This is a genomic window from Kitasatospora sp. NPDC059327, from assembly GCF_042752535.1.
GTDB lineage: Bacteria > Actinomycetota > Actinomycetes > Streptomycetales > Streptomycetaceae > Kitasatospora.
This window is the reverse complement of sequence record NZ_JBHYYB010000099.1, coordinates 1-14,170: the sequence shown is the minus strand read 5'-3', so window position 1 is coordinate 14,170 and position 14,170 is coordinate 1. Positions and strand designations below refer to the sequence as shown.

The window sequence follows — 14,170 nt, the reverse complement described above, 5'->3', positions numbered from 1 at the left end:
GGCCACACGGTGGTGCGCGGCCGGCTGCGCGCCCGCGGGCGCGGCAGGGCGGCGGTGCCACCGTCCCGCGTCGGTACGCTCCGCCGGAGACCGCGATGGCTGATCCCCTGGCCGACCGCATGGCCTTCTTCACCACGCCCCGGTGCCCCCGCGAGCGGCGGGACCCGCAGGAGCGGCTGGGGGACCATCGCGAGGTGTACCGGGAGGGCGCGCTGCTCCCGGTCGTCGCCGACCAGGCCGCCCGCTGCATGGACTGCGGCCTGCCGTTCTGCCACCACGCCTGCCCGCTGGGCAACCTCGTCCCGGACTGGAACACCCTGGTCGCCCACGACGACTGGCGCGCCGCCGCCGCGCGGCTGCTCGCCACCAACAACTTCCCCGAGTTCACCGGCCGGCTCTGCCCCGCCCCGTGCGAGAGCGCCTGCGTGCTGGCGATCGACGCCGAAGCCGTGACGATCAAGAACGTCGAGCTGGCGATCGCCGACCGGGCCTGGGAGAGCGGCTACGACGCGCCGCAGCCGCCCGAGCGGCTGACCGGCCTGCGGGTGGCGGTGGTCGGCTCCGGCCCGGCCGGACTGGCCGCCGCCCAGCAGCTGACCCGGGCCGGCCACACCACGACCGTCTACGAGCGCGCCGACCGGATCGGCGGCCTGCTGCGGTACGGCATCCCGCCGTTCCGGCTGGAGAAGCACCGCCTGGACCGGCGGATCGACCAGATGCGGGCCGAGGGCACCGTCTTCCGGACCGGGGTCGCGGTGGGCCGTGACCTGCCCGCCGACGACCTGCGCGAGCGGAGCGACGCGCTGGTGGTCGCGGTCGGCGCCACGCGCTGCCGGGACCTCCCGGTGCCCGGCCGCCGGCTGTCCGGTGTGCACCAGGCCATCAGCTACCTGACCCTCGCCAACCGGGTCGACGAGGGCGACTACCCCGACTCGCCGGTGTCGGCCGAGGGCCGTCGCGTGGTGATCGTCGGCGGCGGCGACACCGCCGCCGACTGCCTGGGGACCGCCCTGCGCCAACGGGCGGCGGCCGTCACCCAGTTCGACATCAATCCCCGGCCGCCCGGGCGTCGCGCGGCCGACCAGCCCTGGCCCGTCCACCCCAAGGTCTACCGGGAGACCACCTCGCACGAGGAGGCCGGCGACGCGGCCGACGGGCCCAGGGTGTTCGCGGCGACCACCGTGGGGTTCGAGGCGGGCGCGGACGGACGGCTGGCGGCCGTCCGGTTCGCCGAGGCACGGCGGGGCGACCGCCGCCCCCGGCCCGGCACCGAGCGCACCCTCCCGGTCGACCTGGCCCTGCTGGCCCTGGGCTTCTCCGGCCCCGGCCACAACGGAGCGCTGGTCGGCCAACTGGGCCTGTCGGTCGACCCGCGCGGCAACCTCGCCCGCGGCGAGGACTTCGCCGGCGGGGCGGACGGCGTCTTCGTCGCGGGCGACGCCGGGCGCGGCCAGTCGCTGATCGTCTGGGCGATCGCCGAGGGCCGCGCGGTGGCCGCCGCCGTCGACCGTCATCTGCGCGGTCGCACCGAGCTGCCGGCCCCCGTCGCGCCGTCCGACGGGCCGCTCACGGTCTGAGGGCCGCGGCCCGACCGCGGCCCGCCGCCCCGGTCAGACGAGTTCGAGCACCAGCTTGCCGGTGTTCCCGCCCCGGAAGAGCAGCTGCAGGGTCTGCGGGAAGTCGTCCACCGTGCCCCGGACCACCTGCTCCAGGACCTTGATCCGCCCGTCGGCGATCCAACCGCCGATCTCCCGGGTGGCCTCGGCGAAGCGCGGCGCGTAGTCGAACACCACGAAGCCCTCCATCCGGGCACGGCGCACCAGCAGCGACAGGTAGTTCGCCGGGCCCTGGACGGCGGTGGCGTTGTACTGGCTGATGGCGCCGCAGACGACCACCCGGGCGCGCATCGCCAGGCAGGCCAGGGCGGCGTCCAGGATCTCCCCGCCGATGTTGTCGAAGTACACGTCGATGCCGTCCGGCAGCAGGGTGCGCAGTGCCTTGCGGACGTTCTCGGCGCGGTAGTCGATCGCGGCGTCGAAGCCGAGTTCCCCGGTCAGCAGGGCGCACTTCTCGGCCCCGCCGGCGATGCCGACGACCCGGCACCCCTTCGCCTTGGCGATCTGGCCGACCATGGTGCCCACCGCGCCCGCGGCGCCGGAGACCACCACCGTCTCGCCTTCCTTGAGCGCCCCGACGTCCAGCAGGCCGAAGTAGGCCGTCATGCCCGACATGCCGAGCGCGCCGAGGAAGGTCGAGGGGGAGGCGGTCGCGGGGTCGATCCGCAGCGCGCCCCTGCCGTCGGAGACCACGTGCTCCTGGACGCCGAACATGCCGACGACCAGGTCGCCGATGGCGAAGTCCGGGTGGTTGGACTCGGTGACCTCGACGACCGAACCGGCCCGCATCACCTCGCCGAGCCCGACCGGCGGCAGGTAGGAGGGGCGGTCGTCGAGCCAGCCGCGCATCGCCGGGTCCAGCGAGACGAAGCGGGTCCGTCCGGCGAACCGGCCCTCCCCGGGGGCGGCGGCCGGCTCGGTGCGGTGCTCCCAGTCCTCGGGGTCGAGCTCGCCCACCGGTCGGCGGGCGAGGCGGATCTGACGGTTCTCTGCGGACAACACGGCGGCTCCCGGTGGCTGGACTGCGGTGCGGCTGACCTCCCGCGACGAGGAGAGTCTAAGCAAGCGCTTAGTCACCACGCCAGAGGTCCGGGCTGTCGGGCGGTGCCGGGGCCCGGGCGGTCTCCCCGGCCCCGACGCCCCGTCGATCCGGTGCCACGCTCCGTGGATCCCGCGCCGCGCCCCGTCGATCCGGGGCCACGCCCAGGCGATCCGGGTGCGGGCCGCGTGCCCGGGCCGGCCGGTCGGACGTCGCCGGCCGGACGCTGCCGACCGGGTCGGCCCGCGGGCTGTTCGGGCGAGGCGCGCCGGGCGGACGGAGGGCGGCCGCTACCTTCTGGCGGGGGTGGGACGACCGGACGACGCGCACGGGAGAGCCATGACTTCGAATCGCCCCGAGGGCGGGGTGCGGGCCTGGCAGGTGCTGCGCAACCCCAAGGTCTGGATGGTCCCGACCGTCATCGTCGGGACGGTGGCGTTCCTGCTGTCGCTGCTCTACCTGGGGGGCATCATCAACCCGCGGGCCGATCTGCACCGGCTGCCGATCGGCCTGGTCAACGCCGACCAGGGGGCCGTCGTGGCAGGGGTGCCGCAGAACCTCGGGGCGCAGATCACGGCCGGCATCGCGGCCGCGCCGGACCCGCAGGGGCAGATCTCCTGGCGGCTGCTCGATCAGGCCGCCGCCGACGACCAGCTCGGTTCGGGGAAGCTCGCGGGCGCGCTGGAGGTCCCGGCGGGCTTCACCGCCGCCGTGGCGGCGCTGGGCACCCCGGCGCAGCCGGTGCCGCCGCGGCCGACGATGACGGTGCTGACCAATCCCGGGGTGGGCAGCCTGGCGTCCTCGCTGGCCTCCTCGATCGCCCAGGCGGCCGCCCAGCAGGCCTCGGCGCGCCTCGGTACCTCACTCGTCGCCCAGGCCCAGGCGCAGGCCCAGGCCCGGCCACCGGCCGCGGCCGGTGCGGCGAGCAACGCGGCGCTGCTCCAGCTGGCCGACCCGGTGACGGTCGAGGTCCGGGTCGGCCATCCGATCGGGCCGCACAGCGGGCTGGGTCTGACGGCGTTCTACTACACGCTGCTGCTCGTGCTCGCCGGCTTCCTCGGCGCGAACGTGATCAGCAACGGGGTCGACGTGGCGCTCGGCTACGCGGCCAGCGAGCTGGGGCCGCTGCGGACCCAGCGCCCGCTGGTGCCGATCACCCGTACCCAGACACTGGCCGTCACCTGCGTGATGTCGGTCGCCCTCGCGGTGCTGACCTCCAGTCTGGTGATGCTGGCGACGGTGGTGGTGCTGGGGATGGACGCCTCGCACCTGCCGCTGCTCTGGGTCTTCTCGGTCTGCGCCACCGCGGCGGTGGGGCTCGGGGCGCAGGCCCTGATCGCCGCGTTCGGCGGGATCGGGCAGCTGATCGGCATGTTCGTCTTCATCGCCCTGTCGCTGCCGTCCTCGGGGGCGACCATCCCGCTCCAGGCGCTGCCGACCTTCTACCGGGGCCTGGCCGTGTTCGAGCCGATGCGCCAGCTCAGCGACGGTGTACGGGCGATCCTCTACTTCGGCGCGCAGGCCGAGGCCGGGCTCACCCGGGCCTGGGTGATGATCGCGATCGGCGTGGTCGCGGCGCTGGCCTTCGGCTTCGGGATGACCACGTACTACGACCGCAAGGGCCTGCACCGGTTCCACCCCGAGGTGAGCTGACCCCGCGCGGTCGCCGGCCCGCACCCCGGAGTGTCCCATCGGGACTCATGTCCCAATGGGACATTTTCGGGTGTACGGTGGACGGCGTGAGCATCGAAGAGGCGGCGGGAGCGGCCCCCGAGGGGCGCCGCGAGCGCAAGGCACGCCGCACCCGGGAGTCCCTGGCCGCCGCCGCCCTGCGGCTGGTCCTGGAGCGCGGCCTGGCCGCCGTCTCCGTGGAGGACGTCACCGACCTGGCCGACGTCTCCCGGCGCACCTTCAGCCGGTACTTCCCCTCCCGGGAGGACGCCGTGCTGGACTGCCTGCGGGCCGACTTCGCCCGGATCAACGCGGCCCTGGCCACCCGCCCCGCCGCCGAGACCCCGCTGACCGCGTACCGCGCGGCTCTGCGGGTCTGGCTGCGGGACGACCTGGAGCCGGCTTGGCACCGGCGCCCCGGCGTGCGGGAGTTGTTCGGCCTGATCGCCGCGGAGCCCGCGCTGACCGCCGCCTACCGGCGGATCTGCGTCGACGAGGAGGAGGCGTCCATCCGGATCGCCGCCGCCCGCCTGGGGCTGGACGCCGAGCACGACCTGCGTCCCGCCGTCGCCGTCGGCCTGGGCGTCGCGGCGCTCCAGGCCGCCTCCCGCGCCTGGGTCCGGCACCCCGTGACCGGCGCGGCCCCCGACCTGCCCGAACTGCTGGAGCAGGCCTTCGATCTGCTCACCGCCGAGCCGCCACCCGACGGCGCGACGGTGTGAACGAGCGCGCCCAGCCGGCGCGCACCGGTACGAAAGGAACGACCGCCATGACCGGCATCGACTACACCCAGGAGTTCACCGGCAGGACCGCCCTGATCACCGGCGGCGCGTCCGGCATAGGCCTCGCGGTGGCCCGGCGGCTGGCGGCCGGCGGCGCGGCGGTCGCGGTCGCCGACTTCGACCTGGCGGGGGCCCGCGCGGCCGCCGCCGAGCTGGTGGCCGGCGGAGCCCGGGCGCTGGCCGTCGAGGTGGACGTCACCGACCCGGAGTCGGTGCGCGCCGCCGTCCAGGCCACCGCGGACGGGCTCGGCGGCCTCCACCTGGCCGTCAACAACGCCGGCATCGCCGGTGCGAGCGCCCCCACCGGCGCGTACGAGCCGCAGGACTGGCGGCGGGTGCTGGCCGTCAACCTGGACGGCGTCTTCTACTCGCTGCGCTACGAGATCCCGGCCATCCTCGCGGCCGGCGGCGGCGCGGTGGTCAACATGGCGTCCATCCTGGGCACCAACGGCTTCGCCGGATCGCCGGCCTACGCCGCCGCCAAGCACGGCGTGGTCGGCCTCACCAAGACGGCCGCCCTGGAGTACGCCGCTCAGGGCGTGCGGATCAACGCCGTCGGCCCGGGCTTCATCGACACCCCGCTGCTGCGCGACGCCGACGCCGCCGCGCGCGACGCGCTGGTCGCGTTGCACCCGGCCGGGCGGCTCGGCCGCGCCGAGGAGGTCGCCGAGCTGACCGCCTTCCTGCTGTCCGACCGGGCCTCCTTCGTCCACGGCAGCTACCACCTGGTCGACGGCGCCTACGCGGCGCGCTGACCGGCGACCGACACCCGGGGGGCCACACCGCACAGGCCTCCGGTCGGCGCGCACCGGAGGCACGCACGAAAGCGCGGACCGAACGCGCGCAGCGAAGGAGTGACGACGATGAAGGCAGTCCAGTACCGCACGGCCGGTGGCGCCCCCGAGGTGGTGACCGTCCCCGATCCGGAGCCCGGCCCCGGGCAGGTCCTGCTCAAGGTCACCGCCGCGGGCGTGTGCCACTCGGACATCGCCGTGATGAGCCTGCCCGCCGAGCAGCTGTCCTTCCCGCTGCCGCTCACCCTCGGCCACGAGGGCGTCGGCACCGTCGCCGCGCTCGGCGCGGGAGTGACCGGCTTCGCCGAGGGCGATCCGGTCGCCGTCTACGGCCCCTGGGGCTGCGGCAGCTGCGCCAAGTGCGCGGAGGGCAAGGAGAACTACTGCCTGCGCGCCGCCGAACTCGGGATCCGCCCGCCGGGTCTGGGCGCCCCGGGGGCGATGGCGGAGTACATGGTCGTCGACGACCCGCGGCACCTGGTGCCGCTCGGCGGCCTCGACCCGGTGCGGGCCGTCCCGCTGACCGACGCCGGTCTGACGCCCTACCACGCGATCAAGCGCTCGCTCGGCAAGCTCGTGCCGGGCAGCACCGCCGTGGTGATCGGCACCGGGGGCCTCGGCCACGTCGCGATCCAGCTGCTGCGCGCGATGACGGCGGCCCGGGTCGTCGCCCTGGACGTGACCGAGGAGAAGCTGGCGCTGGCCCGTGCCGTGGGCGCGCACGAGACGGTGCGCTCGGACGCCTCGGCCCCGGCGGCGGTCCGCGCCCTCACCGGCGGTGTCGGCGCCCAGGTGGTGCTGGACTTCGTCGGCGCCCCGCCGACGGTGGCCTCGGCCGGCGCGATGGCGGCGGTGGAGGGCGATGTGACGATCGTCGGCCTCGGCGGCGGCGCGCTGCCGGTCGGCTTCGGCGCCCTGCCGTACGAGGTGTCGGTGGCGTCCCCCTACTGGGGCACTCGCGCCGAACTGATCGAGGTGCTCGACCTCGCCCGGGCCGGTGCCGTGGAGGTGCATGTCGAGACCTACGGCATCGACGAGGCCCCGCTCGCCTACGAGCGGCTGCACGCCGGCCGGATCAACGGCCGTGCGGTGATCCTGCCGAACGGCTGAGCCACCGCCCAGGGCCGCCGGAGACCGCTACGGCGGCCCGGCGGCCCGGCGGCCCGGCGGCGGGGCGTCAGCGAGCGGGCCCGGCGGGAGCGGCCGTCGCCGCGGCGCTGCCGCAGGTGGCGGTGTCGATCAGGGCCTGGAGGGTGCGGCCGGTCGCCTCGGTCAGGTCCAGCGGGGTGATCGAGACCGCCGCCTGCCGGTGACCGGCGGCATCGCCCAGCACGATCGTGCCGTAGCCCGGGAGGCCGCCGCTGAGCCCCCAGAACTCGCCGCAGGCGGTCGGGTAGCGGACGAGTCCGAGCCCGTAGGTGCCGCCGTTGTCGGCGGCGACCTGCCGCTTCATCTCGGCCAGCTCGGCCGGGCCCAGCAGTCGGCCGCCGAGCAGCGCGGCATTGAAGCGGGCGAGGTCGGCGGTGGTCGAGATCCCGGCACCCGCGGGACCGAACGCGGAGGGGTTCTGCAGGGTGACGTCGACGGGACCGCCTGGCCGCGGCAGGTACCCGTGGGCGTGCGGGCCGGGGACGAACGGCGAGGAGTCGGGCATGGACGTCCCGTGCAGGCCCAGCGGGCGGATGACGCGGCGTTCGACCTCGTCCGCCCAGGTGTGCCCGGTGGCCCGCTGGACGATCATCCCGAGCAGCACGTAGTTGGTGTTGGAGTAGTGCCACGCCCCGGGCTCCGAGTACGGCGGGTGGGCGGTGGCGAGGGCGACGACGTCCTGCGGCCGGTACGTGGTCCAGCGCCCGACCCGCAACCAGCGGTCCGCGGCCGCGCCCTCGGTGCCGAACCGGGCGTCGTCGGTGAAGTTGTAGAGGCCGCTGGTGTGGTTCAGCAGCCGGCGCACGGTGATCGCCGCGCCGTTCGGGACGACGCCGGGCAGGTACCGCTCGACCGGGGTGTCCAGGCCCACCTTCCCTTCGGCGACGAGCTGGAGCACCACGGTGGCGGCGAAGGTCTTGGTGACGCTGCCGATCCGGAACCGGGCCTCGTCGGGCACCGGCGCCCCGGTGCGCAGGTCGGCGACCCCGGCCGCGCCCCGCCAGACCCGGCGGCCGTCCTCCCGCACCTCGGCCTGCACGGCGGCGGCGCCGCCTTCCGCCACCACGGCCCGCAGCGCGCCGTCCAGCGCGCCGTCCGGCGTGGATGACTCGGTGGCGGGCAGGGCCGGCCCGGCCGGGGCCCCGGCCACCGCGGTGACCGGCGCCGCGGCGAGCGCCGTCGGCGCGACCGTGCCCAGCAGGCCGGCGGCGGCCAGGGCGGCGATCGCGGCCCGGACGGCCGTCCGGCGCAGCCTCGAACGTGATGTGCCGACAGTCATGGTGGTGTCCCTCCCGAGTGGAGCCGGGGTCCGTTCCGGCTTCCTGCCAGCCTGCCCGCGGGCGGTCGGCCAGGTCCTCCGCCCGAGGTCCCGACGGCCTCCCCCGGGAGTGCCGTTCCCGGTCCGCCGGAAGGAGGAACGGCCCCGGGCCGGCGGGCGGGGGAGCGGCGCTCCGGGTGCCCCGCGCGGTGGCCGGCCGGGCACCGGACCCGTCAGCGGGGTTCGACCAGTCCGAGCAGCCAGAAGTTGGCGTACGGGCCGGCGCTGGTGGCGGTCGGGTCGACGGGCCGGCCGTTGCGGCCGAGCCGGACGGTGACCCGGTCCAGCGAGACGGAGGCGCCGCAGCTGAAACCGAGCGGCGCGTACGTCTCGTCGGGCCCGCACAGCACGGACACCACCCGGCGGGCGGGCGGGAAGCGCAGCACGATCTGCTCGTGATCGGCGTACGAGACCTGGAGGTTGAGGACCAGGTGGGCACCGCCGACCAGGTACCAGCCGGTCCCGGGCCGGTCCTGGCGCAGCACTCCGGCGAGGGTCCGCAGGCGCCCCCCGCCGATCCCGGGCTCCGGCCACAGCCGGTCCGCGGCGCCCGCGCCGGCGTCACCCGGTGCGGCGGGCGCGACGGCGGCCGTCGCCAGGACCGCCGCCGCCACCAGGGCGGACACCGTGCCGAGGCGACGGCGCCGCCGCGCTCCGGTACCCGTGGGCCGCTGCCGCATCGTCCTCCGTCCCCGCCCGGCCCTCCCCGGGGCCGGTTCCCGGACATCCGAGCACGCCGCCGGCCGCGCACCCGCCGTACGCCGCCGAGCCGTCCCGAGCATCACCCGCCCGGGTGATGGGCGGGACGGCTCGGCGGCACCGGGAGCCGCCCGGGCGGTGACGCAGCCGGTTCGGTCCGGCACCGGCCCGGCCGGTGGCGCGCGGCCGCTCCCGGTACGCCGCAGGTGGGAGGCCGGTGGGGCCGATGCCGTCCTGCGGGCGGATGGCGGCCGGGGCGGTGCGCCGTATCGTCGGCGGTATGAGCCGACCGCTGCATCTGGCCGCCTACCTGATGGCCTTCGACACCCGGGCCCAGGCCCTCCAGGACCGCACCCGCGCCGGCTTCCTGCTGCGCGCGGCCGCGCTGGCCGAGCTCGCCCACCGGGGCGACCTCGTCGAGGACGGCGCGGGCCGGGTGCGGCCGGCACCGGCGGCCGGTCCGGCCGGGGATCCGGTGCTGGACGCGCTGCTGGCCGAGGTGGCCGCGAAACGGCGTGGCTGGAAGTCGTGGATCAAGCGGGGCCGCGAGGAGGCGCTGGACGGGGTCGAGCAGCGGCTGGCGGTCCTCGGCGTCCTGACGGTCCAGGACCGCGACCCCTACGGGCCCGTGGTGCCGCGGCGGCCGGTGCTGATGCCCGACCCCCGGGAGGCGCTGGACCAGCAGCTCCGGGTGGCGCGGGTGGTGCGCGGCGACGGCCCGGTGGACCAGGTGTCCTTCCCGGACGCGGTCCTGGGGGCGCTGGCCGCGCACGGACAGCTGCGGCTGGTGCTGTCGCGCCAGGAGCGGCGGGAGCGTGCCGACCGGATCGCGGCCCTCACCGACCGGCTGGCGGAGCGGGCGCCCGGCCTGGCCCGGGCGGTGGGCGGGCTCGGTACGACGATGGTGGCCGCGCAGGGCGGTACGGGCGGCGGCTGAGCGCGGGGGCGCGTCGGGTTCCGGACCTCCGGCGTGGCCGCCCTCGGACGCGGGCGCCGCGCCGGTTCGTCGACGCAGCGAGTGCGCCGGAGTTGCGCGGCGCTTGCTTTGACGTCGGCGTCAATGTCTACCGTCGTCATCGCGTACCGGCGCCGAGCGGGCGGCGGGAACGCGTCCGGGGGGTCCGGCCGAGGCTGTGGCCATGACCACCCGTGGTTCGACGGCACCGGCGACCGCGTCACACCGCTGACGCGGCCGGCCGGTGGCGAGGCTCGATTCGCCCCTGATACAACCCGAGGTCGCATACATGTCTTCCCTGCTGCACATCGACGCGAGCATTCGTCACGACGGCTCGGTCTCCCGTGAGCTGTCCGCCTACTTCGCCGCCCAGTGGCGCGAGAACCACCCCGAGGGCGGTTACGTCTACCGCGACCTGGGCGCCGAGCCCGTCCCGCACATCACGCACGCCGTCCGCGAGGCCCTGATCGACCCGAGCGGCGAGCACGGCGAGAGCCCGGAGGAGCGGGCGCTCAGCGAGGCGGTCACCGCCGAGGTGCGCGAGGCGACCACGCTGATCATCGGCGCCCCGATGTACAACTACACGATCCCGTCGACGCTCAAGGCGTGGGTGGACCGCCTCGTCACCCCGGCCCACATGGTGGCGCCGGGCGGCGAGCCGGGCCTGCTGAGCGGCAAGTCCGTCGTGGTGGTGACCGCCCGGGGCGGCTCCTACGCGCCCGGCACCCCCCGTGAGGGCTGGGACTACCAGGAGCCGTACCTGCGCGCCGTCCTGGGCGCGATCGGCCTGGCGGACGACCTGACCTTCGTGCACGCCGAGCTGACCCTGGCCGCGATCGTGCCGCAGATGGCCGCGCTCAAGCCGCTGGCGGAGAAGTCCCGCGACACGGCGCTCGAGACGCTCAAGACGCTGGCGGTCTGACGGTCCGTCACGCCATGATGGGCGTCGGCAGTTTCGCAGTTCTGTAGTCCGTAGGTGGGCTCGGGGCCGCGTCCGGGTGGTTCCCGGGCGCGGCCCCGTTCGCGTCGGTCGGCGTGCCGGCCCCGGACGCCCCGGGGCTCGGGGGAGTGGGGGTTCGGGGCTCGGGGCTCGGGGGTCGCGCCGCCGTCGGAGTCCTGGCCGCGGAGGACGACACCGTCGTCACACCGCGCGAAGCGCCACCGGGAGAAGTCGCCCGCCGCGTCGCACCACACCCCGTGCTCGTTCGGCCAGTAGTCCTCGGGATTGCCGCGGGCGGCCTCCGGGAGGGCGACGGCGACGGCTCTCGCCCCCACCCCGTCGGCGTGGTCGAAGCCCTCCGGGCGGCTCGGCCCGTGCGTGCCCCCACTCCCCTTCCGGCCGGTCGGGCGGCAGCCTGGCGCGCCCCGTCGACAGCCGGCCCGCGGCCCCGGCCCCACAGAGCTGGCGGACCGTCAGAAGCCTTCTCGGGGAACGATGTTCACCTGTTCCGTTCGTCGTCCAGGGCGGCGGCGAGGACGGCGTCCAGCAGGCCGGGGTAGCGGGCGTCGAGGTCGTCCCGGCGCAGTCGGAGCAGGTTCTCCCGGCCGGACGGTTGCTGGTGGATGATCCCGCTGTCGCGCAGGACGCGCCAGTGGTGGGTCATCGTCGACTTCGCGGTGACCCCGATGGTGGTGAGCACGCTGCCGCAGTTGTGCGCACCGCCGGCGTCCAGTACCCGGACGGCGGCCAGCCGGACGGGGTTGCCGAGGGCGCTGAGGACGCTCTCGATCCGGATCTGGTCGCGTGCGGGGTGGCGGTAGCTCATTGTCCCACGGTAGCGCGACTGTCGGACGGTGTCTGCCGGGCCGCCGCTCGGGCCGAGGGCGCGGCAGCGGATCACCGATCTGCCCGCTGCGTAAGGGCGTTGAAGCAGCGGCCGGGCGGAGGCGCGGGAGGCTCGGTCTTGCCGAATGGTCCGACAGTACGTAAAGATACGTACCGTCAGCGCGGAGGGCGCCGCCACGCCGGTGGCCTGCCGCCGCCCTCCGCCCTGCGCCGCTCCGTGCCCGAACGCCCAGGTGTCCGTGCCGCCCGGCCGGTGCGCGTGGTGCGGACCGTCCATGCCCGCACCGCAGGTTCCACCGCGCCGCTCATTCGTCCGACGATCCGTCAGCACTCTTCGAGGAGTCGCATCCGCATGTCCGATCCGTCCGCCCTCCTGGCCCTCGGGCCAGGCCGCTCCGTGGCCCGCCCGGGCTGGGCCCTGGCGCTGCTGGCGCTGGGCCAGCTGGTCTTCGCCCTGGATCTCAACATCGTCTTCGTCGCCCTGCCAGAGATCGGCTCCGACCTCGGATTCCCAGGACAGACACAGCAGTTGGTGGTCAGCGCCTATGTCGTCTTCGCCGGTGGGTTCCTGTTGCTCGGTGGCCGCGCCTGCGATCTGCTCGGCCGTCGCCGGGTGCTCGTGACGGCCTTCCTGGTGTATGCGCTGTCCTCGCTGGCGGGGGGCCTGGCCGCGACTCCCGCCGTCATCGTGGCCGCCCGGGTGGTGCAGGGGATCGGCGGGGCGCTGCTGCTGCCGTCGATCCTGTCCCTGATCACCACGCTGTTCCCCGAGGGCCCCGGGCGCAACCGCGCGCTGGCCGTCTGGGGCGGCGCGGGGGCCGGTGGGCTGACCCTGGGCGCCCTGCTCGGCGGCGTCCTCACCCAGGGCTTCGGCTGGCCGGCCGTCTTCTTCGTGAACGTGCCGCTGGCCGGCGCGCTGGCCGTCGCCGCGCTGTTCGTGATCCCGCGCGACGCGCCGCGCACGGTGCGGCGGCGCTTCGACCTCCCCGGCGCGCTCACCGTGACCGTCGGCGCGACCCTGCTGGTCTTCGCCCTCGTCGAGGGGCCCGAGGTCGGCTGGGGCAGCCGGTGGATCATCGGTGCCCTCGCCCTGGCGCTGCTGTTGCTCGGCGCGTTCGCCGTCATCGAGACCCGCAGCGCCGATCCGCTGATGCCGCCGCGGCTCTTCCGCAATCGCAGCCTGAGCGCGGGCGCGGCCATCACCTTCCTCTACATGGCGACGTTCGGGGTGCTGCCCTACTTCCTGACGGTGCTGTTGCAGAGCGTCCACGGCTACAGCGCGCTGCAGACCGGCCTGGCCTTCCTCGTCCCGTCGGTGGCGATCGCGGCCGGCACCCAGCTCGGCGAGCGCCTCGCCTCCCGGTCCGGGCTGCGGCCCGCCCTGATCACCGGGTTCGTGGCGGGCGCCGTCGGCACGGGCGCGCTGGCCTTCGGCTTCGACGCGGCGGCCGGCTACCCGGCGCTGCTGCCGGGCCTGGTGGTCTCCGGCGTCGGACAGGGTGTGGTCTGGACGGCGATGTGGATCGCGGCGGCCGCCGGCACCGCGGCCCATGAGCAGGGGGTCGCCAACGGCGCCGCCTCCACCACCCTCAATCTGGGCAACGCGATCGGTCTCGCGCTCTTCACGGTGATCGCGGACGCCGGTACCGGGGGCCTGGGCGGCGCCGAACTCGCCCGTGCCACCGCGGACGGGGAGTTCCTGGTGGTGCTGCTCACCGCCGCCGGCATGCTGGTGGGCCTGCTCCTCGCCCTGACCCTGCCTCGGGCCCGGACGGCGGGTCGCGGTCCGGACGGAGGGCCCAAGGATCCCCGTGGTCTCAGTGATGCCACTGGTCCGACGGGTACCACCGGTCCGACGGGTACCACCGGTCCGACGGGTGCCACTGGTCCGGCCGGTGCCGCCTACGCCGATCGCTGACGGTCGCCCGACCCGCCCGGGCCTGCCCCGGCCGCGCGCGGGGAGCCGGGCTCGGGAGCCGAGCAGGGGAGCCGAGCCCGGGGGGGGCGAGCGCCGACAGCGGCCCCAGCCCCCTGTGCCGCGCTCCGGCGCCGCGCCGGGCAACGGCTGGGGCCGGTGACCATCCGGTGACGCTGTTGGTTAATTCGGGTTGTGCGTGACGTCGGACTTCAAGACCTGGTTGTGGTCTTGAAGTCCGACGTTGTCGTTTGGGGTGGGTGCGGGTGTCGATGCAGCCGAAGGGGCCGGGGGAGATTCCGGTGGAGACGGTGCGGGTGGCGCGGGCCGCGTTCCCGAGGGGAAGCCTGGCGATCCGGGTCCGTGACGAGCTGGGACCGCTGTTCCGGGACGAGGACTTCACGGACCTGTTCGCCTCCCGTGGGCGGGCGGCGTGGTCTCCTGCC

The 14,170-nt window shown here is 75.7% G+C and carries 12 protein-coding genes and 1 pseudogene; 9 read left to right on the top strand and 4 right to left on the bottom strand.

What is annotated here, in order from left to right; genetic code table 11:
* The first annotated feature begins 107 nt into the window (after positions 1 to 107).
* The gene (locus tag ACFXHB_RS36650; RefSeq protein ID WP_380580015.1) at positions 108 to 1,577 is read left to right on the top strand and encodes a glutamate synthase subunit beta; all 1,470 of its coding nucleotides are present in this window, start codon (positions 108 to 110) and stop codon (positions 1,575 to 1,577) included.
* Positions 1,578 to 1,610: 33 nt separating this feature from the next.
* On the opposite strand, the gene ACFXHB_RS36645 is transcribed toward ACFXHB_RS36650, so the two are convergent.
* Positions 1,611 to 2,615, bottom strand: coding sequence for an NADP-dependent oxidoreductase (locus tag ACFXHB_RS36645; protein ID WP_380579999.1), 1,005 nt, complete (start codon positions 2,613 to 2,615; stop codon positions 1,611 to 1,613).
* 379 nt (positions 2,616 to 2,994) lie between these two features.
* On the opposite strand from ACFXHB_RS36645, the gene ACFXHB_RS36640 reads away from it, so the two are divergent.
* From ACFXHB_RS36640 to ACFXHB_RS36625, 4 genes are all read left to right on the top strand, one after another.
* Positions 2,995 to 4,308 carry a DUF3533 domain-containing protein gene (locus ACFXHB_RS36640; protein ID WP_380579997.1) on the top strand — a complete coding sequence of 438 codons (1,314 nt, stop codon included), beginning with the start codon at positions 2,995 to 2,997 and terminating at the stop codon, positions 4,306 to 4,308.
* Positions 4,309 to 4,394: 86 nt separating this feature from the next.
* On the top strand, positions 4,395 to 5,048 hold the full coding sequence (locus tag ACFXHB_RS36635; RefSeq protein ID WP_380579995.1) for a TetR family transcriptional regulator: 654 nt from the start codon (positions 4,395 to 4,397) through the stop codon (positions 5,046 to 5,048).
* 47 nt (positions 5,049 to 5,095) lie between these two features.
* Entirely contained in the window at positions 5,096 to 5,863 is a 768-nt protein-coding gene (locus ACFXHB_RS36630; RefSeq protein ID WP_380579993.1) for an SDR family NAD(P)-dependent oxidoreductase, read from the top strand.
* A gap of 108 nt (positions 5,864 to 5,971) precedes the next feature.
* Positions 5,972 to 7,012 (top strand): NAD(P)-dependent alcohol dehydrogenase, encoded by a 1,041-nt coding sequence (locus ACFXHB_RS36625; RefSeq protein WP_380579991.1) that lies wholly within the window; start codon positions 5,972 to 5,974, stop codon positions 7,010 to 7,012.
* A gap of 67 nt (positions 7,013 to 7,079) precedes the next feature.
* On the opposite strand, the gene ACFXHB_RS36620 is transcribed toward ACFXHB_RS36625, so the two are convergent.
* Positions 7,080 to 8,330, bottom strand: a complete 1,251-nt coding sequence (locus tag ACFXHB_RS36620) for a serine hydrolase domain-containing protein (RefSeq protein WP_380579989.1) — start codon at positions 8,328 to 8,330, stop codon at positions 7,080 to 7,082.
* Positions 8,331 to 8,542: 212 nt separating this feature from the next.
* Entirely contained in the window at positions 8,543 to 9,049 is a 507-nt protein-coding gene (locus ACFXHB_RS36615; protein WP_380579987.1) for a hypothetical protein, read from the bottom strand.
* A 299-nt stretch (positions 9,050 to 9,348) separates the two neighbouring features.
* On the opposite strand from ACFXHB_RS36615, the gene ACFXHB_RS36610 reads away from it, so the two are divergent.
* Complete coding sequence (locus tag ACFXHB_RS36610; RefSeq protein ID WP_380579985.1) at positions 9,349 to 10,005, top strand: GPP34 family phosphoprotein; 657 nt, start codon at positions 9,349 to 9,351, stop codon at positions 10,003 to 10,005.
* A 307-nt stretch (positions 10,006 to 10,312) separates the two neighbouring features.
* Positions 10,313 to 10,945 carry an FMN-dependent NADH-azoreductase gene (locus ACFXHB_RS36605; protein ID WP_380579983.1) on the top strand — a complete coding sequence of 211 codons (633 nt, stop codon included), beginning with the start codon at positions 10,313 to 10,315 and terminating at the stop codon, positions 10,943 to 10,945.
* A 517-nt stretch (positions 10,946 to 11,462) separates the two neighbouring features.
* On the opposite strand, the gene ACFXHB_RS36600 is transcribed toward ACFXHB_RS36605, so the two are convergent.
* Complete coding sequence (locus ACFXHB_RS36600) at positions 11,463 to 11,789, bottom strand: ArsR/SmtB family transcription factor (protein WP_380579981.1); 327 nt, start codon at positions 11,787 to 11,789, stop codon at positions 11,463 to 11,465.
* A 372-nt stretch (positions 11,790 to 12,161) separates the two neighbouring features.
* Between ACFXHB_RS36600 and ACFXHB_RS36595 the strand changes: the two genes are divergently transcribed.
* Together ACFXHB_RS36595 and ACFXHB_RS36590 are read left to right on the top strand one after the other, a co-directional pair.
* Positions 12,162 to 13,727 carry an MFS transporter gene (locus ACFXHB_RS36595; RefSeq protein ID WP_380579979.1) on the top strand — a complete coding sequence of 522 codons (1,566 nt, stop codon included), beginning with the start codon at positions 12,162 to 12,164 and terminating at the stop codon, positions 13,725 to 13,727.
* Positions 13,728 to 13,990: 263 nt separating this feature from the next.
* Positions 13,991 to 14,170: pseudogene (locus tag ACFXHB_RS36590) on the top strand (IS5/IS1182 family transposase); the annotation flags it as partial.